This window comes from Providencia sp. 2024EL-00732 (assembly GCF_044006275.1).
In the GTDB taxonomy this organism is placed as follows: domain Bacteria; phylum Pseudomonadota; class Gammaproteobacteria; order Enterobacterales; family Enterobacteriaceae; genus Providencia; species Providencia huashanensis.
Window position 1 is genome coordinate 123,560 of sequence record NZ_JBIPDG010000002.1, and the last position, 26,283, is coordinate 149,842.

At 38.3% G+C, this 26,283-nt stretch carries 28 protein-coding genes, 1 tRNA gene and 1 pseudogene; 16 read left to right on the top strand and 14 right to left on the bottom strand.

The window, feature by feature from the left end:
• Positions 1-11 precede the first annotated feature (11 nt).
• The 3 genes from frdC to ACHB7C_RS05670 all read left to right on the top strand — a co-directional run bounded on the left by frdC (position 12) and on the right by ACHB7C_RS05670 (position 1,539).
• On the top strand, positions 12-407 hold the full coding sequence (gene frdC / locus ACHB7C_RS05660) for a fumarate reductase subunit FrdC (protein ID WP_042846360.1): 396 nt from the start codon (positions 12-14) through the stop codon (positions 405-407).
• A gap of 15 nt (positions 408-422) precedes the next feature.
• Positions 423-776 (top strand): fumarate reductase subunit FrdD, encoded by a 354-nt coding sequence (frdD, locus tag ACHB7C_RS05665; protein WP_042846361.1) that lies wholly within the window; start codon positions 423-425, stop codon positions 774-776.
• Between the two features lie 364 nt (positions 777-1,140).
• Positions 1,141-1,539: a hypothetical protein gene (locus ACHB7C_RS05670; RefSeq protein WP_198860930.1), complete on the top strand. Its 399-nt coding sequence runs from the start codon at positions 1,141-1,143 to the stop codon at positions 1,537-1,539.
• A gap of 57 nt (positions 1,540-1,596) precedes the next feature.
• Here ACHB7C_RS05670 and tetR read toward each other — a convergent pair whose 3' ends face one another.
• Positions 1,597-2,199: a tetracycline resistance transcriptional repressor TetR gene (gene tetR, locus ACHB7C_RS05675; RefSeq protein WP_000113092.1), complete on the bottom strand. Its 603-nt coding sequence runs from the start codon at positions 2,197-2,199 to the stop codon at positions 1,597-1,599.
• An 80-nt stretch (positions 2,200-2,279) separates the two neighbouring features.
• Here tetR and tet(59) point away from each other — a divergent pair, with 80 nt between their 5' ends.
• The 3 genes from tet(59) (at position 2,280) to ACHB7C_RS05690 (ending at position 4,500) form a co-directional block, all read left to right on the top strand.
• Positions 2,280-3,482, top strand: coding sequence for a tetracycline efflux MFS transporter Tet(59) (tet(59), locus tag ACHB7C_RS05680; RefSeq protein ID WP_349483652.1), 1,203 nt, complete (start codon positions 2,280-2,282; stop codon positions 3,480-3,482).
• A gap of 79 nt (positions 3,483-3,561) precedes the next feature.
• Complete coding sequence (locus tag ACHB7C_RS05685; protein WP_129466456.1) at positions 3,562-4,143, top strand: TetR/AcrR family transcriptional regulator; 582 nt, start codon at positions 3,562-3,564, stop codon at positions 4,141-4,143.
• Positions 4,144-4,323: 180 nt separating this feature from the next.
• On the top strand, positions 4,324-4,500 hold the full coding sequence (locus tag ACHB7C_RS05690) for a hypothetical protein (RefSeq protein WP_395346688.1): 177 nt from the start codon (positions 4,324-4,326) through the stop codon (positions 4,498-4,500).
• 54 nt (positions 4,501-4,554) lie between these two features.
• Here ACHB7C_RS05690 and ACHB7C_RS05695 read toward each other — a convergent pair whose 3' ends face one another.
• Genes ACHB7C_RS05695 through ACHB7C_RS05710 form a run of 4 tightly spaced genes read right to left on the bottom strand, consistent with a single transcriptional unit; the run spans position 4,555 to position 8,565 of the window.
• Positions 4,555-5,739 (bottom strand): MFS transporter, encoded by a 1,185-nt coding sequence (locus ACHB7C_RS05695; protein WP_166686605.1) that lies wholly within the window; start codon positions 5,737-5,739, stop codon positions 4,555-4,557.
• A 53-nt stretch (positions 5,740-5,792) separates the two neighbouring features.
• The gene (locus ACHB7C_RS05700; protein ID WP_166686604.1) at positions 5,793-6,557 is read right to left on the bottom strand and encodes a hypothetical protein; all 765 of its coding nucleotides are present in this window, start codon (positions 6,555-6,557) and stop codon (positions 5,793-5,795) included.
• Positions 6,558-6,573: 16 nt separating this feature from the next.
• Positions 6,574-7,764, bottom strand: coding sequence for an MFS transporter (locus tag ACHB7C_RS05705; RefSeq protein WP_166696488.1), 1,191 nt, complete (start codon positions 7,762-7,764; stop codon positions 6,574-6,576).
• A gap of 39 nt (positions 7,765-7,803) precedes the next feature.
• Complete coding sequence (locus ACHB7C_RS05710; RefSeq protein ID WP_395346691.1) at positions 7,804-8,565, bottom strand: helix-turn-helix transcriptional regulator; 762 nt, start codon at positions 8,563-8,565, stop codon at positions 7,804-7,806.
• A gap of 206 nt (positions 8,566-8,771) precedes the next feature.
• Between ACHB7C_RS05710 and ACHB7C_RS05715 the strand changes: the two genes are divergently transcribed.
• A complete protein-coding gene (locus tag ACHB7C_RS05715) occupies positions 8,772-8,990 on the top strand; it encodes a helix-turn-helix transcriptional regulator (RefSeq protein ID WP_166686601.1) in 219 nt (72 codons plus the stop codon).
• A 74-nt stretch (positions 8,991-9,064) separates the two neighbouring features.
• Here the strand turns inward: ACHB7C_RS05715 and sugE are convergent, their stop codons facing one another.
• On the bottom strand, positions 9,065-9,379 hold the full coding sequence (gene sugE / locus ACHB7C_RS05720) for a quaternary ammonium compound efflux SMR transporter SugE (RefSeq protein WP_125890504.1): 315 nt from the start codon (positions 9,377-9,379) through the stop codon (positions 9,065-9,067).
• 268 nt (positions 9,380-9,647) lie between these two features.
• On the opposite strand from sugE, the gene ACHB7C_RS05725 reads away from it, so the two are divergent.
• The 3 genes from ACHB7C_RS05725 (at position 9,648) to ACHB7C_RS05735 (ending at position 13,330) form a co-directional block, all read left to right on the top strand.
• Positions 9,648-10,556, top strand: a complete 909-nt coding sequence (locus ACHB7C_RS05725) for an EamA family transporter (protein ID WP_395346694.1) — start codon at positions 9,648-9,650, stop codon at positions 10,554-10,556.
• A gap of 361 nt (positions 10,557-10,917) precedes the next feature.
• On the top strand, positions 10,918-13,011 hold the full coding sequence (gene cstA, locus ACHB7C_RS05730) for a pyruvate/proton symporter CstA (RefSeq protein WP_094301223.1): 2,094 nt from the start codon (positions 10,918-10,920) through the stop codon (positions 13,009-13,011).
• Between the two features lie 121 nt (positions 13,012-13,132).
• A complete protein-coding gene (locus ACHB7C_RS05735; RefSeq protein WP_004258665.1) occupies positions 13,133-13,330 on the top strand; it encodes a YbdD/YjiX family protein in 198 nt (65 codons plus the stop codon).
• Positions 13,331-13,414: 84 nt separating this feature from the next.
• On the opposite strand, the gene efp is transcribed toward ACHB7C_RS05735, so the two are convergent.
• Complete coding sequence (gene efp / locus ACHB7C_RS05740) at positions 13,415-13,981, bottom strand: elongation factor P (RefSeq protein ID WP_042846375.1); 567 nt, start codon at positions 13,979-13,981, stop codon at positions 13,415-13,417.
• Between the two features lie 43 nt (positions 13,982-14,024).
• Between efp and epmB the strand changes: the two genes are divergently transcribed.
• Positions 14,025-15,053, top strand: a complete 1,029-nt coding sequence (gene epmB / locus ACHB7C_RS05745; RefSeq protein WP_166684954.1) for an EF-P beta-lysylation protein EpmB — start codon at positions 14,025-14,027, stop codon at positions 15,051-15,053.
• Between the two features lie 47 nt (positions 15,054-15,100).
• On the opposite strand, the gene ACHB7C_RS05750 is transcribed toward epmB, so the two are convergent.
• The 7 genes and pseudogenes from ACHB7C_RS05750 to ACHB7C_RS05780 form a co-directional block, all read right to left on the bottom strand.
• On the bottom strand, positions 15,101-15,445 hold the full coding sequence (locus tag ACHB7C_RS05750) for a DUF4156 domain-containing protein (protein ID WP_042846381.1): 345 nt from the start codon (positions 15,443-15,445) through the stop codon (positions 15,101-15,103).
• A 418-nt stretch (positions 15,446-15,863) separates the two neighbouring features.
• Positions 15,864-16,043: pseudogene (locus ACHB7C_RS05755) on the bottom strand (transposase); the annotation flags it as partial.
• A gap of 326 nt (positions 16,044-16,369) precedes the next feature.
• Entirely contained in the window at positions 16,370-16,627 is a 258-nt protein-coding gene (locus ACHB7C_RS05760) for a colicin E3-like toxin immunity protein (protein ID WP_166696485.1), read from the bottom strand.
• A 9-nt stretch (positions 16,628-16,636) separates the two neighbouring features.
• The gene (locus tag ACHB7C_RS05765) at positions 16,637-17,980 is read right to left on the bottom strand and encodes a colicin E3/pyocin S6 family cytotoxin (RefSeq protein ID WP_395346697.1); all 1,344 of its coding nucleotides are present in this window, start codon (positions 17,978-17,980) and stop codon (positions 16,637-16,639) included.
• A 244-nt stretch (positions 17,981-18,224) separates the two neighbouring features.
• Positions 18,225-19,868, bottom strand: a complete 1,644-nt coding sequence (gene groL / locus ACHB7C_RS05770; RefSeq protein WP_042846383.1) for a chaperonin GroEL — start codon at positions 19,866-19,868, stop codon at positions 18,225-18,227.
• 51 nt (positions 19,869-19,919) lie between these two features.
• Complete coding sequence (locus tag ACHB7C_RS05775; protein WP_042846384.1) at positions 19,920-20,213, bottom strand: co-chaperone GroES; 294 nt, start codon at positions 20,211-20,213, stop codon at positions 19,920-19,922.
• A gap of 163 nt (positions 20,214-20,376) precedes the next feature.
• The gene (locus tag ACHB7C_RS05780; protein WP_048606085.1) at positions 20,377-20,892 is read right to left on the bottom strand and encodes an FxsA family protein; all 516 of its coding nucleotides are present in this window, start codon (positions 20,890-20,892) and stop codon (positions 20,377-20,379) included.
• 440 nt (positions 20,893-21,332) lie between these two features.
• Here ACHB7C_RS05780 and aspA point away from each other — a divergent pair, with 440 nt between their 5' ends.
• The 5 genes from aspA to ACHB7C_RS05805 all read left to right on the top strand — a co-directional run bounded on the left by aspA (position 21,333) and on the right by ACHB7C_RS05805 (position 26,239).
• A complete protein-coding gene (aspA, locus tag ACHB7C_RS05785; RefSeq protein WP_042846386.1) occupies positions 21,333-22,757 on the top strand; it encodes an aspartate ammonia-lyase in 1,425 nt (474 codons plus the stop codon).
• Between the two features lie 144 nt (positions 22,758-22,901).
• A complete protein-coding gene (locus ACHB7C_RS05790; RefSeq protein WP_048606083.1) occupies positions 22,902-24,224 on the top strand; it encodes an anaerobic C4-dicarboxylate transporter in 1,323 nt (440 codons plus the stop codon).
• Positions 24,225-24,897: 673 nt separating this feature from the next.
• Positions 24,898-25,191, top strand: a complete 294-nt coding sequence (locus ACHB7C_RS05795; RefSeq protein ID WP_042846388.1) for a helix-turn-helix domain-containing protein — start codon at positions 24,898-24,900, stop codon at positions 25,189-25,191.
• Between the two features lie 267 nt (positions 25,192-25,458).
• On the top strand, positions 25,459-26,037 hold the full coding sequence (locus ACHB7C_RS05800) for a transcriptional regulator (RefSeq protein WP_042845447.1): 579 nt from the start codon (positions 25,459-25,461) through the stop codon (positions 26,035-26,037).
• A 126-nt stretch (positions 26,038-26,163) separates the two neighbouring features.
• Positions 26,164-26,239 (top strand) — tRNA-Phe (locus ACHB7C_RS05805).
• Positions 26,240-26,283 lie beyond the last annotated feature (44 nt).

The window sequence follows — 26,283 nt, forward strand, 5'->3', positions numbered from 1 at the left end:
GAATTGAAGTCATGACTACGAAACGTAAACCCTATGTCAGAGAAATGAAGGGCGACTGGTGGCAAAAGCTCGGTTTTTACCGCTTTTACATCATGCGTGAAAGCACCTCCGTTCTTCAGGTCTGGTTCAGTATTTTAGTCCTGTATGGGGTGTTTGCGCTTAAAAGCGGTCCTGAGTCTTGGGCTGGCTTTGTTGGTTTTTTAAGTAACCCAATTATTCTTATTATTAACATCATTACGTTAGCTGCAACGCTGCTACATACCACAACGTGGTTCAACCTTGCACCTAAAGCTGTCAGTATTATTGTTAAAGATAAGAAAATGTCTGATGAGCCTATCGTTAAAGGCTTTTGGGCTGTCACGATTGTCGTCACTGCGGCAATTTTAGCTATCGCATTGTTATTTTAATCGAAGGAGAATCTGATGAATCTAACGCCTAAACGTTCCGATGAGCCGATTTTCTGGGGGTTATTTGGTGCTGGTGGTATGTGGAGTGCTGTAATTGGCCCCGCAATTATCATCCTGTTAGGGATTTTAATTCCACTGGGTGTCGCACCAGAAATGCTTAGCTATGAACGCATTATGGCATTTTGCCAAAGCTTTATCGGCCGCGTTTTCTTATTACTGATGATTATTCTGCCAGTATGGTGTGGTATGCACCGTATTCACCATACACTGCACGATTTTAAAATCCATGTCCCTGCAACTAAATGGGTTTTCTATGGCGGCTCAGCGATCATTAGTGTGATCGCAGTTATCGGTGTTTTCACTCTGTAATTGCGAACCTAACAAAATATACATACCCCATTAGCTATTGAGTAATGGGGTATTTTTTATTTAAATAGTGGTATTTTTAAATCATAGATGAATATATTTATCCATCGCTTATAAACAAGAAAACCTTCTATTTTTACGCCAATACACCCTTTTAGCCACCTTAAACTGCATAATTCCCAAGCTAAAAAACATTCAGAATAACCTGAAGTTAAATCAAAACCTTACTTGCTATGATCAATAATACCTTTTAGAAAAGTCATTAATTATCAAATATCAATGTATTAATCATACCCCTCTAAGAATAAAGGATAGCATTCACACATTCTTTATTTTTATCAATATTCTTATGTTAAGAGAAATTTAAATGGAATTTAAAACTCTATTTGTTGCACTATTAATTTCGAGTGCATTCGTATTACCCGCACAGGCTGACTCCTTTTCTGTTAAAAAAGAATCTTCCAACCAAATGCCAACCGAAACAGAGTTGTATAATGACTGCATAAAATCCAATACTTACAGTTACTTACCAACCCCTGGTGAATCCCAGTCTTCCGTAAATAAAAAACGTGCGAAAAGAAAAGCAGCCGTAGAGAAAAAATGTAAATGTGTGGCTCCACGCGAATATAAGCTGTTAAAAGATATAGTAGGAAATGACCTCAATTCTTTTACGGCAAAAATGCAAGCCGATGAACAACTCGCGATGGCAACAGCTAAAAAATTGGTAGAACAAAAACGCCAAATTGAAAAACAATGTTCTAAATAAATCCACCACTCGCACAAATCCCCCCTATTGTGCGAGCCTAAAAACACAGACACCTTATCACTGCTTTTCGAAACCATTAATCAATGCTTCTAAACCAAATAAAAAAGCCTCTGTGCCATCATCTTGATCCATAATTTGCAAAGCATCTTTTAATAGTCGAGGCATCGTATCATCTGCTATTTGTTGCCTATCATTAAGTGCTGCGATATGTTCTTGCTGCTCTAACACAGAACCTAACGTAAAATGACCAACCGCGCTTATGGCATATAACCCACATTTCAATGAAAAACCATTGTCCACCATAAACTGCAACTGCATTTCTACGGTGTCATATTGGTCTGAACTCGGGCGAGTCCCTAAATGCACTTTTGCGCCATCACGGTAACTTAATAATGCATCACGAAAGCTCAATGCATTATTACGTAAAAATTGTTGCCACGTTTCCCCAACTGCGGGTAATGAATGACGATGATTGCGCTTTAGCATTTCAACAGATAATGCATCCAACAATGTGCGCTTGTTCTTCACATGCCAATATAGTGTAGGCTGCTCTACGCCCAGTTTTTGAGCTAGTTTTCGCGTTGTCAGCCCTTCCATTCCCACTTCATTTAGCAACTCTAATGCCACTGTGATGATGGTTTCTTTATCTAATCGCGCCATACTGCCCTCTCTTTTTTTCTATTGACACTCTATCACTGATAGGGATATATTCCAACTCTATCACTGATAGAGAAAAAACAATGAATAAATTTGCGATCACCGCTTTAACGATCACCGCCCTAGATGCTATGGGGATCGGCTTGATCATGCCTGTATTGCCTACATTGTTACGTGAATACGTGTTGGCTGAAAATTTAGCAAATCATTACGGTATCCTGCTGGCACTGTATGCCATCATGCAGGTTTTTTTTGCTCCTCTACTTGGCAAATGGTCTGATAAATTCGGGCGCCGACCAATATTACTACTATCTCTTGCAGGCGCTGCTGTGGATTACACTTTGCTTGCATTATCTAGCTCACTTTGGATGCTATACGTTGGGCGATTAATTTCTGGAGTGACTGGCGCAACAGGTGCGGTCGCCGCTTCTGTTATTGCTGACAATACTGCTTCACAAGAGCGTACTAAGTGGTTTGGACGCTTAGGGGCGGCTTTTGGTATCGGGTTAATCGCTGGCCCTGCAATTGGCGGCTTTACAGGGCAATTCTCAGCTCATCTTCCTTTTATTATTGCTGCCATTTTAAATGCGCTCTCTTTTTTAGTTATTATGTTGATATTTAAAGATAATAAAATCAAAAATACTGAAAAAAACACCACAGAAACAGCAGAAAATTCGCGACCTTTCCTGCAAGTGATCAAGCCAGTCATACTATTGTTATTTATCTTTTTTATGACTCAAATGATAGGGCAAATTCCAGCAACGACATGGGTGTTATTTACGGAACATCGTTTTCAATGGGGCAGTATGGAGGTCGGCCTATCTTTAGCGGGGTTAGGCATCATGCATGCCTTGTTCCAAGCATTTGTAGCGGGCGCAATCGCCAAGAAATTCAATGAAAAAGTGACGATTATTGTGGGCTTTGTTGTTGATGGAGCAGCATTCATTATTTTGTCATTATTGACAAAGGGTTGGATGATTTACCCTACATTAATCTTACTCGCCGGCGGCAGTATTGCGCTACCAGCCTTACAGGGGTTAATGTCAGCTCAAGTCAATCAAACTAACCAAGGTAAGCTACAAGGCGTTCTAGTCAGCTTAACCAATACGACGGGGGTGATCGGCCCATTATTATTTAGCTTTATTTTTGGTCAAACACTGGCAAGTTGGGATGGCTGGATATGGATGATTGGTGCGATAATGTATGTTTTATTGATTGTATTTATTTTATCTTTTTATAGAAGCACCAAAAAGATAGTTAAAATAGCGAAGCTACCAGCGAGCTAAGTTTTAGCATATCAATATTAAGTGCTATGATACCCCTATCAGATTTGCTTTTAGCACAAGATATTAAGAGACAAACCCTATGACATTACCCCCTAAAAAACCAAGAACAAAACCTGCGGAAGAAAGGCTAGATGACCTAATGAATGCAGCGGAAAAACTGTTTCTTTCTAAAGGGTTTGTGAGTACCACCGTCAGCGAAATTGTTTTATCAGCTGATGTAGCAAAAGGGACCTTTTATCATTATTTTCAATCTAAAAATGATATCATGGAAGCCCTGCGCACACGCTATATGGACTGGTATTTAGGCCATATTCAAACGGCTTTAGATAGCCAAACAAGCGCCTGTGAAAAATTAAAAGCATGGTGCGAAAATAGCGTCAAATACTATGTCGAAAAACAAAATATTCACGACATGTTATTTCATGACGAATACCACGGCCGCAGCAATGATCATGAAACCCGTGCCGTTGAGCAGATTAAAACTATTTTAGCTTTTGGCGAACAAAACAAAGCATGGCCAGAGTTGCCTAAAGAATTGATGTCGACAATGATTTACCATTCGATGCATGCTGCGGTTGATAATTTATCGACTAGCACCGAATACAATCAACATAATTTAGGCCAAATCCTCTACCAGCGCTTTAGCCAACTTCTAAAATAATTTAGCCATCCATGCAGTGATACCTCGCTGCATTTCTCATATTTTTCCTTCTCTTACATTATCTATTTTTATTTAGATATCAAACTATTACTTAACTCCCTTTTTTATAGGCTCATTACACCTCATCATTTAAATGCAAATGATTATTAATTATATTGACCGACGGTCGGTTTACGATCTATGCTAGCGAAACTAACAGATGACCAAATTTATCTACGCAACTACGGTAAGCGAGCCCAAATGCGTGGAGGTGCATGGTATTCACGAACTAGTGCAGGTATTGATGCCCTGTGCCTTAGTCACACTGAACACCATAAAAGTACGACAGTAGGAGCTAGAAGAGCTTGGATACTCTAGTCTGTAAATTAATATTGCTAGCCCCCATAGAGGGGCTAGCAAAAATAATAAAGCCTAAATCAGCTTAGGCTTTGGAAGCCAAACCGTAATAAAATATGAAAGCCCACAAACCGCAATAAATAGCCCAACATAACCTAAGTTAAAGTGACCTAAATAACCGACAACTAGAGGAGTTACCCCCCCGATAGAGGCAGAAGCGCTATTATACCCAACGCCTAGTATTGTTGTCTGCCCATTAGATTTATCCATCACTACGGCTGATAAATTACACAATATCATCGCTGAATATGTGGACATAACGACCTGAGCGAAAAAGACTAGAAGTAAATTATCTAGCTGCAAGGAAAAATAGAGTGGTACTGAAAGCAATACCATCCCAGTAACTCCCATATTAAAAACAGATTTAGCTGAACTATATTTATCGGTTAACCAACCACATATCAGTATAAAAATTAACAATAGACCGGATGAGAATATTTCATAAAAATTTTTTATCTCATCTATCTTTAATTGTTCAATAATTAATGAAGTTGATAAATTTTGAGAGTAAAAAGTGACAGTTCCAGGGATAGTAAATAAGAAAACCCCAAAAATGTGGTGCCAACTGAACACTATTTTTCTGTTTAATTCATTTTTGTAATCAGGTAATTTAGCTCTAAACCAAAAACTAATTAAAATATTAACTAAACCAATTAACAATGGGATTCTCCAGCCAATTGATTGCATCATTTCTTCAGAAAATGTGTTCTTTAACACCCAAACGATAGCTAATGATGCTATTACGCCACATAAAGAACTACCAACAATAATTGATGAAACTCTGGATTGAATATTCCTATCTAAATCGTTAAATAAATAAGTGATTAAAGAAGGATATTCCCCAGCGAAACTAAAAGAAAGTGCTAATTGCAAAATTAATATTACTAATGGTGTATAGTTTCCTAACAATTCAATGGGTAACAGTGCCATCATTAATGTTGCCGTGCCTGTTATCAGGCTTGTTAATATCAAAGCGGATTTTTTCCCTACTGTATCAGCATACCGGCCAATAACATATCCCCCAAATGGGCGGATTATAAAACGCAATGCAAAGATACCCCATACCATTTCTGTCGCTTGGGAATAACCTAGTTTAGTTAATTCCATACTTAAATAAGTAGATATTGCAGCAAAAACTGCAATATCATAGTATTCCAAAGCATTACCAGCAACCACACCAAACCTGAATTTCCATTTCATTGTTTATCCCTTTTCTATTAATTTATTCCCTTATAGAAAAACATCCTATGTATTTAAGGGTAACTCACCAGAGACTCCAAACACGCAAGGGTAATACCATTTTCTTTTAATGCCTGAAATAAACCACCAGGTGAAGTATAAGAGCAACCTAATTTTTCTTTAATACGTTGAATACGTTTATTTTCTGTCGCCTCTGAACAACCTTGAATATAACTAATTTCCTTTACTCGGCAATGTGATAATAATAAACGAATCGTTGTCATTTCTTTACGAGTAAAACGAATATTACCAAATCGCATATAATGGTGAGCATCTAAAATATCCCGATTATTATCTTCAATTTGTTGAGGTAAGCTTATGTCTGCCCTAAGCGGTAAAATAATATTTTCATTATCTTTCCAGATATGTTGGGAATAATCAGAAATAACAGCCCTTAATTTATAGAGTTCTAATAATTCATTACATGAAAATTTTTTCCTTGAATTTATTGATGTAATTTCATATATACCACCATATTGAGTGCAAAAATCAACCTTCATTTCTTTCTTATCAGTTTTAGATAATGTTTCTTGAAATGCGGAAGAGTAATTATTCCAATATTGAATACCGGGGGTTAATCGTTCCTTTACTTTTTTATCTAGATCATCATCCCAAAATATTAAAACCCACTCATAGTGACTTGAAATAACTTTTACCTCGTTATTTCTTACATCCACTCTACTGTAAGTAACATCTAAATCATTCCAATCGAAATACTTTAAAAACTTATCACCAAAACCCGAACAAGAGAGCTCTAGGTGTTTATTTTCTATATTCATACATCCCCTTTTAAATTTAAATAGCTAACAATTTTTTTTTACTCAATAACAATGAAGCAAATAGAGTTAATGAACTCAACGAAACAAAAACACCAACCAAGGAAACATCAATGATAACTAAGTAATTGATAATTAATGGCGTTAACCCGCCTATGATCGTCGATGAAAGGTTATATCCCATGCTTAAAGTGGTAACTTGCCCATTGGCTGGTTTTGTCATCGCATAATTCCAATTGCATAAAACCATCGCTGAAACAATAATAATTGACGATTGGGAGATAAGTATTAATGATAAAACCTTAGTCGACATTAGGTAATAAATAGGAATTGATAATATGGCAGCTAGCTTTACCCCTAAGTTAAACACCTGTTCAGAGTAACTGTATTTATCGGTTAACCAACCAATTATTGCCATTAAAACTAATAATAAAGTTGATGATATCATTGAATATATACTTTTAAATTCTTCTAATTCTAACTCCTTAAGTAAAAATGAAGATGAAAAATTTAAGGTATAAAAAATAACCGAGCCAGGAATAACAATCAGTAAAATATTAAATGCCTTAAGCCAATCTATTTTTTTCCCCCCATCATACTCAATGGGTTGGTCTGGTAAACGATAGCGAAACCAAAAACAGATCAGTATATTACCTAGACCTAATAGTAGTGGTATCCTCCACCCCACCCTTTGCATGGTTTCAGGGTCTAATATATTTTCGAGAATTAACACGACCCCTAACGAGCCAATAACACCAACAACCGCACTTCCGGTTAACAACGCCGAAATTCTACCTCGTTCTTGGGGCTTAGAATCTTTATATAAATAGGTAGACAGTGATGGGCTTTCACCCGCATAACTAAAAGATAACAACATTTGAAGAAATAAGATGACTAAAGGCGTATATGCCCCTAAGAATTCAATTGGCAGAAATGCCATACACAATGTAGCGCTACCTGTAAGGGTACTTACCAAAATCATTGCCGGTTTTTTACCGACTTTATCTGCATAACGGCCAATCACATACCCCCCTAATGGCCGTATAAGAAAACGTAAAGCAAAAATCCCCCACACCATTTCCGTTGCTTGCTGATAACCTAGGCGAGTTAATTCTGCACTTAAATATGATGAAATCGCTGCAAAAATTGCAACATCATAAAATTCTAAGGTATGCCCTGCTACAGCGCCAAAACGTAATTTCCATTTCATAAAATAATTTTACATCCCTATATAAAACAAATAGTTAAATTAATTAATAGGCATTAATTTTTCTAAACTTGCTAATGTAATCCCGTGTTCTTTCATTACCGAAAAACATTCCTTTTGAGATACCATTTCACAATTTAATTTTTTCTTAATATTATTAAGCCTTCTATATTCTTCGTCCTCCGAACAGCCTTGAATACGGCTAATTTCCTTTATATTTCGATGGGAAAGCAACAAACGGATGGTTAATGCTTCTTTGTTTGAAAATGATAACTGACCAAAACGTATAAAATTAGGAGTTTCCTTCCCCCTACAAATAATAGGTTCAGGTTCATCTAATTCAATTTTTTGGCGTAATGGTAATGCAACCGTTTTATTTTCAGACCATTGTTTATATGCATATTCAGAAACTATTGAACGCCATTGATACAATGTAAGTAAATGTTCATATGGGACTTTATGATTCGCATTAAGTGAAAATATCTCAAATAAGTTATTGTATCTATTACAAATATCTACTTTTTTATTACCTTTATCTAATTTGGTTAAAATTTTCTGATATGCATCGGAATAATTACACCAATATTGAACCCCAGAAAATAACCGTTCTTTTAATGATAAATCCATATCATGGTGCCAATAAATTAATTGCCATTCATAATCACTAGATAATGTATATATATTCCTTTCATCAACATTAATAACCGTATAATGGATATCAATATCATTCCAATCAAAATAGTTGTAAAGATCTAATTTTACTCTAGCACTTATTTTTTCTATCTTCCTGTTTTCTATATCCATAAAAATCACCTTGTAGTTATTTAAATAAAAATAAAGATAATAAAAACGTTGAATAAATATCTTTAACACATAAAAGTAAATATTCAAAGACCAAAATTTAAAGGTATTTAAAATTAAGAGTTATTTTTATATCTTTATATCTCTATTGAGTTAAAGCTCATTAAAATAATTTAAATTATATTTATATATTAACTATTGGAGATCATATGAAACAAGATTGGCACTCGGCTGATATTATTGCAGCAATAAAGAAAAAAGGGTCTTCTCTTTCACAAATATCACGTTCAGCAGGGTTAAATTCATCCACATTGAATAATGCACTTTCAAGGCGCTGGCCTAAAGGGGAGAGAATTATTGCGGAGTTTCTGGGGGTACCAGCAGAGGAAATTTGGCCATCCCGTTATGTCGGCAAACAAAAGGGATAGTTTTATTTATGCCCAAGCAATATATAACAATAATAAAGCGGGTAAGATGAAAACCACCCGCTTGTTTTAAATAGTTAACTCGACACTTTTAAGCCAATTAACCCAGTAATAATCAAAGCTAGGCTTAATAAACGGAACATATTCGCTGATTCACCCAGGAAAATAATCCCAACAATTGCAGTACCAACAGCACCTATACCCGTCCAAATTGCATAGGCAGTTCCTACTGGTAGGTCACGCATGGCGTAAGCTAATAACCCCATACTGGCGATAATCGCAATAATGGTAATAATACTGGGTGTTAAACGCGTGAAACCATGAGTGTATTTTAACCCTACAGCCCATACTACTTCTAATAAGCCTGCAAATAAAAGAATGATCCAAGCCACTTGGGTTACTCCCGTTAATTACTCGGGGCCGTCCCCATATTTGAATGACGTTTATTCAGGTCGTCCTGAATACGTGTGATGTGTGAATACATTATAAACCTTCGTTAGCGCTGACTCAAGCCACGAAAAATAACAAATAAGCGCAAATCAACCATAAAATTCAACATTTTTATACCGTTTTTTATTATTAAGCATCATAACCATCGCACTCAAAATTATACACATGTAAAGTAGATGTTTAATCTGGCAAGTTAATCGAGAAAATAGCATGAGTCTCAGAGACATCTTACTCGCCCTTTGTGTGGTGGTTATTTGGGGTGTTAACTTCGTTATCATTAAACTCGGCGTTACCGCACTTCCGCCGTTATTATTAGGTGCATTACGCTTCATGTTTGTGGCCTTCCCTGCTATTTTTATTTTTAAGCGCCCCAAAATTCCGCTCAAATTATTACTTCTCTATGGACTTACCATCAGCTTCGGTCAATTTGCCTTCTTATTTTGCGCGATTAGAGTGGGTATGCCTGCGGGTATAACCTCTGTCATATTGCAATCCCAAGCTTTCTTTACCCTATTACTTGGCGCAATAATTTTAAAAGAATCATTGCAACCGACTCACTTCATCGGCATGTTTATTGCCATAATAGGGTTAACCATATTAGCCAATGGGGCAACCGCTGGTGGATTAGATGATATACCGCTACTTGGGCTAGTCTTTACACTGATCGCGGGGCTTTCTTGGGCTTGCGGTAACATTACTAATAGGATCATTATGCAACATAAAGGGGCTGAAAAATGCAGTGCCTTGTCCTTAGTAAGTTGGAGCGCGCTAATCCCTATTATTCCATTCTTAATAAGTTCTTGGGTTTTAGAAGGGGAAGATGCCATCGTAGACGGACTTACTGGTTTTAATTGGTCCATATTTGGCGTTATTTTATATCTTGCTTATTTATCTACTTTTGTTGGCTATGGGCTATGGGGGATCTTACTTGGCCGCTATGAAGCGTGGCGAGTTGCGCCATTCTCTTTGCTCGTTCCTGTATTTGGTTTAAGCAGTAGTGCTTTATTCCTTGATGAACATATTAATGGCATACAAATCGCCGGGCTTATTTTAATTATGTTTGGCTTAATTATAACGCTTTTTGGTAAAAAAATTATTCTCAGCCTAAGGCATGCTTAAAGTAGCCGATTTAATTACCGAGAGTTTTATCTTTCGGTAATTAAATCCCCCCTCATAAAGCATTTTATTTCTGACTATTATTTAGTTCAAAAATCCACACTAAATAAAACTTATGGTTTAATTAAAAAAAATAGCAAGCCTTTAGCTTAAAATCCGATAAAATCCAGTCGCTAATGATAAATTAGTGAAGCTCACTGCAATTATAGAATTGTTCTCACAATTTCCAATAGGTGTCTCGTTTTAGCTACTTTTCCTTTAACTTAAATTAGCTATATCTTCCTTGTTCTACTTAAATAAATAGTAATTAAGTGACATTTAAATAGATAACAAAGCGCTGTTAACTGAATAAATGGGGATGGCTATGGGTAAACAATTAATTTGGATTGTACTCGCTTTACTTGGTGCATTTTCACTAGGTTATATTGCCTTAAATCGCGGTGAACAGATCAATGCTCTGTGGATTGTTGTTGCTGCAGTATGTATTTATCTCATTGCATACCGCTACTACGGGCTATTTATTGCGAAAAAAGTATTACAAGTCGATTCAACACGTATGACGCCTGCAATTCGTCATAATGATGGGCTCGACTACGTACCAACAGATAAAAAAGTATTATTTGGTCACCATTTTGCCGCTATTGCTGGAGCAGGCCCTCTTGTTGGTCCGGTTCTTGCTGCCCAAATGGGGTACTTACCGGGTATGCTCTGGTTGTTAGCAGGAGTAGTACTGGCAGGGGCTGTACAAGACTTTATGGTGTTATTTGTTTCGACGCGACGAGATGGGCGCTCTCTTGGAGAGTTAGTTAAGGAAGAAATGGGTAATACAGCAGGTGTGCTGGCATTAATTGCATGCTTTATGATCATGGTGATTATCTTAGCGGTACTGGCCATGATTGTCGTTAAAGCGCTAACCCATAGCCCATGGGGAACTTACACTGTTGCTTTCACTATCCCATTAGCCATTTTCATGGGGATTTATACTCGTTATATCCGTCCTGGGCGTATTGGCGAAGTATCGATTATTGGGTTAATTTTCCTTGTCTTTGCCATTATTTCTGGAGGATGGGTTGCTGAAAGTGAAACGTGGGCACCTTATTTTGATTATACTGGTGTCCAATTAACGTGGATGTTAGTGGGGTATGGCTTTGTTGCTGCGGTACTTCCTGTTTGGTTACTCCTTGCTCCACGAGACTACCTTTCTACCTTCTTAAAAATCGGTACTATTATTGGCCTTGCTATTGGTATTTTGATTTTAAATCCTAATCTACAAATGCCATCACTAACGAAATATATTGATGGTACAGGCCCCGTTTGGGCAGGGGATTTGTTCCCATTCTTATTTATCACTATTGCCTGTGGTGCTGTTTCTGGCTTCCATGCGCTGATTTCTTCAGGCACAACGCCGAAAATGTTAGCAAATGAAAACCAAGCCTGCTTTATCGGTTACGGCGGTATGTTAATGGAATCATTTGTTGCCATCATGGCGCTAGTCGCAGCTTGTGTGATTGACCCTGGTGTGTATTTTGCCATGAATAGTCCAATGGCAATGTTAGCCCCCGCCGGTACACAAGATGTTGTTGCCTCTGCGGCTCAAGTTGTAAGTAGTTGGGGTTTCCAAATTACGCCTGAGCAGTTAAATACAATAGCTCATGAAGTCGGTGAGAGCAGTATTATCTCACGGGCAGGAGGAGCACCGACGCTTGCTGTCGGAATGGCCTATATTTTACACGGTGCACTTGGTGGGTTGATGAATGTCGCCTTCTGGTACCACTTTGCTATTTTATTTGAGGCGTTATTTATTTTAACTGCAGTTGATGCAGGAACACGTGCCGCACGTTTTATGCTGCAAGACTTGCTTGGGGTGGTGTCACCGTCACTAAAACGAACAGACTCACTACCTGCAAACTTAATAGCAACCGCACTATGCGTACTGGCATGGGGATATTTCCTGCATCAAGGTGTTGTCGACCCTCTGGGCGGGATTAACACACTATGGCCACTATTCGGTATCGCAAACCAAATGCTAGCAGGTATGGCATTAATGCTCTGTGCTGTGGTACTGTTCAAAATGAAGCGTCAACGATACGCATGGGTTGCATTGATACCAACAGCTTGGTTATTGATTTGTACTATGACAGCTGGTTGGGAAAAAACCTTTAGTGAAGATGCCCGTGTTGGCTTCTTAGCTGTTGCAAATAAATTCCAAGCAATGATTGATAGTGGAAATATTCCAGTTCAGTACACCGAATCTCAACTCACGCAGTTGATTTTCAATAACCGTTTAGACGCTGGCTTAACTATTTTCTTTATGATTGTTGTGGTATTACTAGCTCTTTTCTCCATCCGCACTGCGTTGAAGGCCTTAAAATCTGACCAACCAACTGCGAATGAAGTACCCTACGAGCCAATGCCAGCCAACTATGAAGAAATCGTGGCAAATACACGACATCATTAATACACCGGAGATTGAAAGTTGAGCAATTTTGTTTTAAATATTTAGTTTTTAAGTATTTATCAAGATTCACTCTCTTTCTCCAAAATAATTGAAGCTACAACACAAAATATGACGAGGATTTATGTTTGGAGAACTGGGAAAAGCAGCCCGCTACCTCGGCCAAGCGGCAAAAATGATGGTTGGCGTCCCTGACTATGACAACTATGTTGCTCACATGCAAAAAACGCATCCTGATCAAACGCCAATGACCTATGAAGAGTTTTTCAAAGAACGTCAAGACGCACGCTATGGTGGTAAAGGTGGGTTTAAGTGCTGTTAGCGACTTAAAATAGACAAAAAAGCCGAGGTCAGTTCACATCGACCACGGCTTTTTATTTTTAGCGATTCCGTATAGGATACGCTATTATTTTACGCGTGAAACGTATTCGCCTGAGCGAGTATCGACACGGATAACTTCACCGATCTGAACAAACAGCGGAACCTTAACAACTGCGCCAGTGCTCAGTGTCGCTGGTTTACCACCTGTACCAGCAGTATCACCTTTCAAGCCTGGGTCAGTATCGGTAATTTCTAACTCAACAAAGTTAGGTGGAGTTACCGCGATAGGACGACCGTCCCACAAAGTTAAAATACACTCTGCTTGGTCAACTAACCATTTGGCGTTATCGCCAACGGTTTTTTCGTCTGCTGCTAATTGTTCGAAAGTTTCGTTGTTCATGAAATGCCAGAACTCACCATCGGTATATAGGTAAGTTAAGTTCATATCCATGACATCAGCACCTTCAACGGAGTCAGTAGACTTAAATGTTTTTTCCAACAGCTTGTTAGAAATCAGTTTACGGATACGCACACGTGCAAATGCTTGACCTTTACCTGGTTTTACGAATTCACTTTCTAAAACGACACAAGGCTCGCCATCTAACATGATTTTAAGACCTGAGCGGAATTCATTGGTACTATAAGTAGCCATGGTGATCCTCTAATTTATAAACTAAAAATGGCATAGCCAAAAAATGGTCGATATTGTAACTCAAAATACCTCATCCAGAGAAGTCTGGATACAACAACTTGCTGAAGCAATCACTAATCCAGATGAATTGCTGCAAATGCTTAACTTAGAAAACCACCTTTTTTCGAAAGAAGGCAATGAAGCGCGTAAATTATTTCCTTTGCGTGTGCCAATGCCGTTTATCTCGCGGATGAAAAAAGGCGATCCACTAGACCCTCTGTTATTGCAAGTATTAACGGCAAAAGCAGAGTTTGATATACATCCAGGTTTTTCTACAGACCCGCTAGAAGAGCAAGATAACGCAATTCCCAGTTTGCTGCATAAATACCACAACCGCGCATTACTGCTGGTAAAAGGTGGTTGCGCAGTCAACTGTCGCTACTGTTTTCGCCGGCATTTTCCTTATGAAGATAACAAAGGAAATAAAAATAACTGGTTGATGGCTGTGGATTATATAAAAAACCACACCGAACTCAATGAAATCATCTTCTCAGGTGGTGACCCACTAATGGCAAAAGACCATGAACTCGACTGGTTAATTAGCCAACTAGAGGCAATCCCACATATAAAACGCCTTAGAATTCATACTCGTTTACCCGTTGTTATTCCAGAACGTATTACCGACACACTATGCAACAGACTTGCGCTTTCGCGGCTTCAAGTGATTATGGTTACACATATTAACCATGCAAATGAAATTGATAAACCATTAACTGCCGCCATGTTTAAACTGAAGTCATCAGGTGTTACCTTACTGAATCAAAGCGTATTATTACGCCAAGTTAATGACAATGTAAGCGCATTAGCTAATTTAAGTAATGCCTTATTTGACGCAGGGATTTTACCTTATTACTTACATGTATTGGATAAAGTCCAAGGAGCAGCACACTTTTTAGTGAGTGATTTAGAAGCTCGACAATTAATACAGCAGTTATTAAGTCAGGTATCCGGATACCTCGTACCAAAATTGGCACGGGAAATTGGCGGAGAGCCAAGCAAAACATTGCTTGACCTAAATTTAAGGCAGATTTAAAAAGCAAAACGCCCAAATTACTGTAATTTGGGCGCTATGAAATCATATTAGGGACATTTATATACTTGGCCAACCATTTTGCTATCTAGCGGAATAAAGCTAGATAATACTGTTTCACTTGGACTTGTTGCGCCAAAAATAACATTACCACCCATTGCAGCAGCTTTATTTCGCAAGTCATTCGCTGCACTGCGCATTGAGCTGGATTCATTATTCACACCGCTCAACCAGTTGCTTTGTGTCCCTGCAACCTGCCCCAGAAGCTGGCAATCACTTCCTGGTTGATTCTCAACAAAACGAACTTGTGAGCCTGCCGCAGTCAAATTAGTTGTTGTAGAACAACCCGCTAAAAGCAGTAATGCAGCAGCACCAATCAAGACTTTAATTCGCATGTTTTCCCTCATTTTTCATTGTGTTTTTTTTGCAACTGGTTTGAAAATCGTTTTAGTCCCAATACCATATTGATAGCAATATATCATGAAATATCTAGGAGGTGATTAACATACTGCGTCAAAATTACCGTGTAAATACCACAGTTCACCAGCCAAATAGAGTCTATCACAAAACAATCAAGACAACCGCCCTGTTGTTTATTTCTTCAAACCATTTTGCCTTACGCTAAATATAACCTTTTGATGGACCTTTACGCAAAAATAAGTTCGAATTAATTCTATGGTAATAATTCATTGGCAATCATAACCACCCGCATAGGAGGGTTTGCTCCATCCCTATAAGGGCTTATTACCGACTGAGTCTTAATGACGCTGCTTTCTCTTCGTTCAAGCTTGGTATCTTTGCTACTTTGACCTCCCCCTTGAAGAGGTCTATATGCTCTTTCGTACTGAGTTTATCTGTGATTAAATCTGGCTTTTCTTGCTCTCTGATATACTTCTGAATTGTCGCTTCGTTTAGCCCTACCGTACTTACATAGTAGCCTTCCTACCAAAATTTCCTATTACCAAATTTATATTTTAAATTCGCATGTCTATCACTAGATGGGTAAAGTACAAAAACATTTTTCCCAGCATACTCAGCTAAAAAATGAGCCAATTGTAGTGATCAATAAAATTTGGCTACTACAATTCATTCGACAGTTAAGATCTGTTAGCTTTACGTGTAAGACTGTGTTAAAGGTAATACAAATGCACAATTTAAATTACAGTCTCTTAGAGCAGTCTCAATGTTCTAGTCGCTTCTACAACCTCTACCGATTATTGCTAAGCATAATATGTTTAACAATAATCTGAACTCACTGAGTATTGATAAATCTATGATTCAATCTTCCAAACCAAACTCTTGGAATCTATTATGAAAAACTACCAGTTGTCCCGATAATCAAATGACACTTGATAATCGTATTTATCTAGCTCAATTTTATGGTTTAGATATTTTTGTAAATTAGAAACCCAAGCGGAGACCACATCAAAACTACCTGCATTAATAATATTTTCTTCTCGTGGATTAATAGTTTGTTCGATAACAGTATCATCATCCCCCAAGTCTACTGAATATTCATCACCAATAAAATCTTCCGTTTTTTTATCAAACCACTTCATATACACTCTTAATCCCATGATCTTTCCTTACAAGTATTTTTTAATATTACGTTTTGGATCAGCAGGTTTTATCTGTTTACCTGTTTTCGGGTCAAAAGCCCCAAGATGCTGACCATCACTGCCCCGGTAACCTTCTATTTCACCATGTTGATAGTCCCATTCATAGATTTTTCGCCCTTTATCTCCAATCCAACGTCTTCGTGTTCCAGACCCGCCTTGCTTAGGTGTTTTATCCTTACCTGGTTTTAACTCGCCCAACCCCTTAATCTCTTCAGTGTTAGGTGCTGGATGGTAATCATGCCCCTTTTCTTTTACGCCTTTACGTTTTTTTTCCGGTTCATCCTTAGCCTTGCCTTCTTTTCTCTTACTCGAAGAAACATAAATAGGTTTAACACCAATCTCCCAAGGGAATACAATGACTAATGGGCTTTGGCTTTTATCGAACTTAGAAAATGAAGGTGGGTCTAATGGTATATTATTAAATCGACTAATATCATTAACATTACCAGGTAGTTCTTTAAGCCTTTTAGGTGGAGAAACCGGATTACCAGCAAGCACATTAGGCTTACCAATTTGAATTTGCCTCTCTTTTGATTCATTAGGAACAGAATAACTAAATACACCTTTCTGATTTGTAGGCCTAGCTTCTACGACCATTGCTTTAATCGGTGTACTTATTGGTGATAACTCCAGCGTTTTAACACCATTATTGACTCGTTCAGCTGTTACTGCGAAAGTATCAACTGTTCCTTTACTTTTAGCAATATCACGCAGCTTATGTTCACTGGGGAGCCCAAGCATTTTACCTATTGAAGTGAATGATGAATCGGTATTGCTCGTTAGATGATTAAAATCATGTTTAGAAAACCCATGTAGTGTATCTAATCCTGGCGACCCAGCAGGAGGGGAATGAGTTAGTAGCCCAACCCCGATCCCTAAAGAACGCCCAATAATCGTTCCCAATGATTCAGATTTCGAACCTGCTATTGCACTTAAGTTGAATGAGGAAACAGGTGCTATATTACCGATTAATGAATTCGAAGGCTTTAATGTAGACATTGCTGCTGTAATTGCAGAATTAAAAACAGGTGAAATATTTAGTGGTGAATTACTGTTATTTCCTCGAGTCAAACTCTGAGTCACTGCATCATGCAACTTGACAGCATCTCTATACTGTTCATTATTCATTCCTGCATATTGCGCATAATTTTTAACATAAATTTTATTGGCAGTGTCCATGTCACCATTACGGTATGCATCCATCATTGCCTTGGCTTTTTTATTCTCAGTTAAATAAGGGCAATCCTGCTTGCCGCAAACTGGGCAAATATTTCTGTCTAATACCTCTTTAATATCGACTCTGTCCTTCATGATGATATCCTTGTAGTCTACTTTATCGCTGTAATTACATACAGAAATCCAAGTATAAAAACCTACATTCAACACTTCAAATGATATTGATTATCATTAAATGTACTCTTATAAGCATTTTTGTATAATGTGACTAATTCATTGGCAATAAAAAAACCGGCACCGCTAGTTAAACTAACGGTGCCGGTTTTATATCGGCTAGTAACAACCAACTAAGTTAGCTGTTACCTAAGCTTGATGTCTTTTACATCATGCCGCCCATTCCACCCATGCCGCCCATACCAGCAGCACCTAAGTCAGGTGCATCTGATTTTGGCAGTTCAGTGATCATCGCTTCTGTCGTGATCATTAAACCTGCGATAGATGCTGCAAATTGCAGAGCAGAACGCGTTACTTTAGTTGGGTCTAAGATACCCATATCGATCATATCGCCGTATGCATCAGTCGCTGCGTTATAACCTTCGTTGCCTTGGCCTGATTTAACTTTATTCACAACAACAGAGGCTTCTTCGCCTGCGTTAGTCACGATTTGGCGCATAGGTGATTCCATTGCGCGCAGAGCAACACGGATACCCACGGTTTGATCTTCGTTGTCGCCTTTTAAACCTTCCAGTTTAGCAGCAACACGAACCAGTGCAGTACCACCACCAGCTACAACACCTTCTTCAACAGCTGCGCGAGTTGCATGCAGAGCATCGTCAACGCGAGCACGTTTTTCTTTCATTTCAACTTCTGTTGCTGCACCAACTTTAATAACAGCAACACCGCCTGCTAATTTAGCAACACGCTCTTGTAATTTTTCACGGTCATAATCAGAAGAAGACTCTTCGATTTGCTGACGAATTTGAGCAACACGGCCTGAAATCGTCGCTTCATCACCAACACCATCAATAATGGTTGTAGTATCTTTGTTGATAACAATGCGTTTTGCTTGACCTAAGTCTTCTAACGTTGCTTTTTCTAGCTCCATACCGATCTCTTCAGAGATAACAGTACCGTTAGTCAGAACAGCGATATCCTGTAGCATTGCTTTACGACGATCACCAAAGCCAGGAGCTTTAACAGCCGCAACTTTAACAATACCACGCATCGTATTGACAACTAGTGTTGCCAGCGCTTCGCCTTCAACATCTTCTGCAATAATTAACAGTGGTTTGCTAGCTTTAGCTACGCCTTCTAATACCGGCAGTAATTCACGGATGTTAGAAACTTTTTTATCAACTAATAAAATAAATGGGTTTTCTAACTCAACAGCACCTGTTTCTGGTTTGTTGATGAAATAAGGGGACAGGTAACCGCGGTCAAACTGCATACCTTCAACCACATCCAATTCATCTTCTAGGCCTGTACCTTCTTCAACAGTGATAACGCCTTCTTTACCGACTTTATCCATTGCTTCTGCGATCAGTTTACCCACGGTTTCGTCGGAGTTTGCAGAAATAGTACCAACCTGTGCGATTGATTTAGAGTCTGAACATGGAACAGAAAGTGTTTTCAGCTCTTCAACTGCAGCAATAACGGCTTTATCAATACCACGTTTAAGATCCATTGGGTTCATACCCGCTGCAACGGCTTTTAAACCTTCAGTGATGATAGCTTGAGCCAAAACTGTTGCTGTAGTTGTACCGTCACCCGCAGCATCGTTAGCTTTAGAGGCAACTTCTTTCACCATCTGTGCACCCATGTTTTCGAATTTATCTTCTAATTCGATTTCACGTGCTACAGAAACACCATCTTTGGTGATAACTGGTGAGCCGAAAGATTTATCTAAAACTACATTACGGCCTTTAGGACCTAAAGTTACTTTTACTGCATCTGCCAGAACATTCACACCACGAAGCATTTTCGTACGTGCATCACTACCAAATTTAACGTCTTTAGCTGCCATTATCTCTTTCCTTCAAATTCTTTTCGTTAGTTGAGAAGTTTTAAGTGAAAATTACGCTTCAACAATTGCCAGAATGTCACTTTCAGACATGATCAGGACTTCTTCATTGTCGATTTTTTCAGCTTTCACACCATAACCGTCGTTAAAAATCACGATATCACCAACTTTCACATCCAGTGCTTTGATTTCACCATTTTCTAGGATGCGACCGTTGCCTACAGCAAGTACTTCACCACGAGTTGATTTAGCTGCAGCAGTACCAGTCAGAACGATCCCGCCAGCAGATTTTGATTCAACTTCTTTACGTTTAACGATAACACGGTCATGCAATGGACGAATTTTCATTAATAGTTCTCCTATAAATAAAGTCCACACTAGGTAAAAGGACGATACCAGTATGTCTCAAATAAACTAGTACCATGTTTGAGCAGATTGGGGCGAAACAGAGGGACTTCAAGGGGGGAGATAAAAAATTTTTCATTTTTATCTCCCTACAAAAAGAATGGATTTACGACTTGGGGCGGTCGTCTTTATCAGATGAGTCCGTTTTATCTGAGTTATCAATTGTAAAAGAAGGGTCATCTTGTTTACGTTGGAATTCCCCCTCAAAAGTGTCTCCATTTTGGTATTTCCCGCCCCCCGTTTGGCCAAAACCATTCCCCGGTTGATAAAAACGGATGTGAGGAATTAAACGCATTACAATGAGTTTTTGAATTGGCGGAAGTAACAACAATAAACCAATGAAGTCAGTAAAGAAGCCTGGAACGATAAGTAAAAAGCCAGCTAAAACCAACGCAACACTTTTGATCATTTCTGCTGCGGGACTTTCACCTGACACTAATTTTTGTTGGATTTGCAGTACATTTTTCATGCCTTGGTTCTTGACGAGTGAAACACCTAGACAAGAAGTTAGAACAACTAAAATTAAAGTCATTAATACGCCAACTTCGGACGCAACTCGCACAAAAATGACAGATTCAATGTAAACGAGAATACCTATCAGAATGAGTGGTAACCAGCGCACAAGTTCTCCTTTATTTCAATAAGCTATCAACTATTTTACGCCCCTTGGAAAACCTTTGTGAACTGTATCTAAGAGACAACTATCAATATTCGCTTTTTTCTTTAGTATAGCCATAATAATTGGGGCAGATATAACGCTTTTCAACTCACAGATTTTTCTCATTAATGATACTTATCTGTGATGAATGTCACACAACGTAAAATCTGTTGCATAAATCAAACTATATAGTGATCTAGGTTCAAGGCAGTACATGATTAAAAGCTTATCATCTACCCATAAATCAGTAGATCATAATGCTGACAACGTAGTAGTTGGTGTTAATCGCTTGTGAAGTTTTATTTCACAATATTAATCACCTGTGAATTTTGCTTTACGATATATTACTTTTTTTGCAAGCGCATAAACGGACAGTAAACTGTAATCTAATTAAGAAGGTTCTCATGTCAAACAATACTCGTATCGAAGAAGACCTGTTAGGTAAAAAAGAAGTTCCAGCTGATGCCTATTATGGTGTTCATACTCTGCGTGCGATTGAAAACTTTTATATCAGCGACCGCACTATTAACGATGTCCCAGAATTTATTCGAGGCATGGTTATGGTCAAAAAAGCGGCAGCTTTAGCCAATAAAGAACTGAAAACTATCCCACGTAATATCGCGGATACTATCATTAAAGCCTGTGATGTTGTATTAAATGAAGGCAAATGTATGGATCAGTTCCCTGTTGACGTATTCCAAGGTGGTGCGGGCACATCACTCAATATGAATACCAACGAAGTTCTGGCAAATATCGGTTTAGAGCTGATGGGCCATAAAAAAGGGGAATATGATTATTTAAACCCGAATGATCACCTTAATAAAAGCCAGTCAACTAACGATGCTTACCCTACAGGGTTCCGTATCGCAGTATATAACTCTGTACTGAAATTAATTGATTCTGTTGAATACCTGAAAAAAGGCTTTGAAGCTAAAGCTGAAGAATATAAAGACATTCTGAAAATGGGCCGTACCCAATTGCAGGATGCTGTTCCAATGACCGTTGGTCAAGAGTTCCATGCTTTCGCGACTCTTTTAAAAGAAGAAGAGAAAAATCTAAAACGTAGCATCGAATTACTGCTCGAAGTTAACTTAGGTGCAACTGCTATCGGTACTGGTCTGAATACCGCACCGGGCTATTCAGAAATAGCTGTTAAAAAATTAGCAGAGGTCACAGGCTTAGCTTGTGTACCAGCAGAAGACTTAATCGAAGCAACTTCAGACTGTGGTGCTTATATCACTGTACATGCAGGCCTAAAACGTCTGGCGATGAAACTGTCTAAGATTTGTAACGACTTACGTCTACTGTCTTCTGGGCCTCGTGCAGGTCTTAAAGAAATCAACTTACCTGAGTTACAAGCTGGTTCTTCTATCATGCCAGCAAAAGTTAACCCTGTTATCCCTGAAGTTGTTAACCAAGCTTGTTTCAAAGTCATCGGTAATGATATTTGCGTGACTATGGCTGCAGAAGCAGGTCAATTACAATTAAACGTAATGGAACCTGCAATCGGTCAAGCTATGTTCGAATCGATTTCCCTGATGAACAACGCCTGTCGTAATCTGCAAGAAAAATGCATTAGCGGCATTACAGTGAACAAAGAGATCTGTGAAGCGTTTGTATTTAACTCCATCGGTATCGTCACTTACCTGAACCCATTCATTGGTCACCATAATGGTGATATCGTCGGTAAGATTTGCGCAGAAACAGGTAAGAGCGTACGTGAAGTTGTTCTTGAACGTGGTTTACTAACAGAAGCTGAGCTGGATGATATTTTCTCTGTTGAGAACTTAAAACACCCTGCTTATAAAGCAAAACGTTTTGATGACTAAAAATTTATGTTTATCATAAATAATACTTAAAAATAAAGGCACGCCTCTCACCAGAAAGCGTGCCTTTTTTGATTCATACACACACAAAAAATTAACATAACAGTTTCATAATTTTAATTTTCATTTTGTCGAGGAGTAAACACTATGTTAGCCGTAGAATTTATTATTGTTCTGCTGGCCATCTTTTTGGGGGCCCGTTTAGGTGGGATAGGTATCGGCTTTGCCGGTGGCCTTGGGGTACTGGTACTCGCTGCAATTGGCGTGAAACCGGGTACGATTCCATTTGACGTTATCTCAATCATCATGGCTGTTATCGCCGCTATCTCAGCAATGCAAATTGCAGGGGGTTTAGATTACTTAGTTGCCCAAACAGAAAAATTACTGCGCCGCAACCCAAAATACATCACCATACTTGCCCCAATCGTCACCTATTTTCTGACCCTTTTTGCAGGAACTGGTAATATTTCTTTAGCGACATTACCTGTTATTGCAGAAGTCGCAAAAGAGCAAGGTGTTAAACCCTGTCGTCCACTTTCAACCGCGGTTGTTGCGGCACAGATTGGTATCACTGCATCACCAATTTCAGCCGCAGTGGTTTACATGGCATCAGTCATGGAAAACCCAGCAATGGTTGGCGCAGGAAATACTGTAAGTTACATCACGCTGCTGAGTATTTTATTACCGGCCACCTTCCTCGCTATCATTTTAATGTCATTCATCATTTCTTGGACATTTAATTCCAAGTTGTCTGATGACCCTATTTATCAAAAACGTTTAGCAGAAGGATTAGTCGAATTACGTGGAAGCCAAGTAAAAGAAATCAAAGCGGGTGCTAAATCTTCCGTCTTGTTATTCTTGTTTGGTGTTATCGGCGTTGTTTGTTATGCCATCATCAATAGCCCTAGCCTTGGTATTGTTGAAACACCATTAATGAACACCACTAACGCAATTTTAATTATCATGCTAACAGTGGCAACATTAATTACTGTACTATGCCGTGTAAACACCGATGCAATCTTGAATTCAAGTACCTTTAAAGCAGGTATGAGTGCATGTATTTGTATCTTAGGTGTGGCGTGGTTAGGTGATACTTTCGTACAACACAACATTGACTGGATCAAAGCAACTGCAGGTGACTTAATCCACGAACATTCATGGATGTTAGCGGTAATTTTCTTCTTCTGCTCTGCACTACTTTATTCACAAGCTGCAACAGCAAAAGCACTGATGCCAATGGCATTAGCCTTGAATGTAAGCCCATTAACCGCTATTGCGTCATTCTCTGCGGTATCTGGTTTATTCATTCTACCAACTTACCCAACACTGGTTGCTGCGGTACAAATGGATGACACAGGGACAACACGCATTGGCCGTTTCGTCTTTAACCACCCATTCTTCATCCCAGGCACTATTGGTGTTGCATTAGCCGTTTCATTCGGCTTCCTGTTTGGTGGTATGATCCTGTAGTTTTACTAATCATAATTAAATACACTTAAAACCCGTTGCGATTTGCGCGGGTTTTTTATATCTATACACAACAGTATGTTATTCTCTCTTATCAAAATAAAGTTACATACGTGACTATAAAAATAATAGGTCTCTTATAGATTATCTATTATTTTTATTTAATATGTATAAAAACAATACCAATATACATATTTAAAGTGCATTACCCTCTTATTTTAGTCGTTAAAATAAAAACTAATTATAATAATTTTACTGGCGTTACATTTATATTAATACTCTCAATATAAGTGTAACAAACAATGACTATTTACATAAAATGATAAATAAAAAAGACATTTTTACGCTAACTTAGCCACAAAATTAAATGCCAAAAATAAAGAAAAAACAACAATAAATTGAAGGTTAACTCCAAATTAATCAAAGATTACAAAACTAAATACCAACAAACCCATATCCTACACTCACCTACCGTGTATTGAATATAGAAACAACCTATTGAATCATTAAAACCAATTCGCCATAAATATTGGTAATAACTAATTAATCCTAGTTAAATAGACCGCGGAACTTATTACGATTACCTTTTATTAACCATCATCGTAATAGACGATAACAAAGAATATTTTTGATAATTAAATAGTGTACTATTTGTATCTATTTATTTGGAGGAGGAATGTTAAACGCTCAACGAAATGAAAATACTAATGTGACTATTTATATTGGAACATATTTAAAGCACCGCAGAAAAGCGGTTGGCTTAACGGGGGCGCAGTTAGCTTCCCGCTTAAATATTAGTCAACAGCAAGTTTCTCGTTATGAAAGAGGAAAAAATTCCATTACTATTCAAGGTCTTTTGGATATTTTACAAGCTCTTGAACTAAGAAAACACGATATAGATGATTTTATGAAAAATATTTTTCAGTTCTATTATATCGATGCTGCACTAGAAGCTAAGTTGATTAACTAATGTTTTAATATAAATTAAAAACAATCAGTCAATATCAGGGGGGTTCTCCCCCTCCTGTTGCCCACTTTTTCAGTTTATTTGCTCTCTTCTAATCGACTAAATCATTCCCCCTCATAAGCCCTAGCCATAACATGTGGGCGACTCACATTCTTAAGGCTGTATTATCTATTTTTCTCAATTGGTTGGGGGTAAAACAAACAGCTATAATTCAGAATTGAACATTGTTATGATGGGAGAAAATCAGACTTTACTGTGATGGAGTTAACAATGCCTATCCAACGTGACACTATTCTAAGTCATGCTTTAAACCAACTTGAAATCCAGGGTTTATCTGCATCCACAGAAAATTTACTGCATGAAATTGAATCTGATTTCTCTACTATACGCCAATTTTGGCCCGACGATGAAGCGCTTGTTTATGATTGCCTACGCTATCATGGTCAGCAAATTGAAGTGTGGCAGCGCCAAACACTCCTAGATGAATCATTAAACCCTCAGCAGAAGCTTATGGCCCGTTACCAGCAGTTATCCGAGAAAGTCCGTGAAGGGCGTTTCCCTGGCTGCTTGTTCATCTCTGCTTGTAATTATTACCCTGAATCAGAGCACCCTATTCACCAACTTAGCCGTCTGCAAAAAGAGAATTCCTTTAAATTTACCAAAGATTTGTTAGATGAGCTTGATATAGAGGACTCTGAGCTGGTTGCCAACCAAATGGAATTAGTACTAGAGGGTTGCTTGAACCGCTTGTTAGTTCAGCGAGATATTCAAGATGTTGAAATTGCTCAGCACTTATCCGAAGACATTTTAGCCATTGCTTTATGTCGTAAAAAAGGCGCCTTAAGTTAAAAAACCAACAACCGTTTATTAAACACACATCTTTTGCTGAAAAAGAAAACACTCAGTCGAAAAATATGTTTTTTTTATAAAAACTCATTGACGTAAACGGCTTAATACGGTTTAATGCGCCCCGTTGCCCGGATAGCTCAGTCGGTAGAGCAGGGGATTGAAAATCCCCGTGTCCTTGGTTCGATTCCGAGTCCGGGCACCACCTTATTATTAACAGACGTCAATAGACGTCTGTTTTCGTTTGTA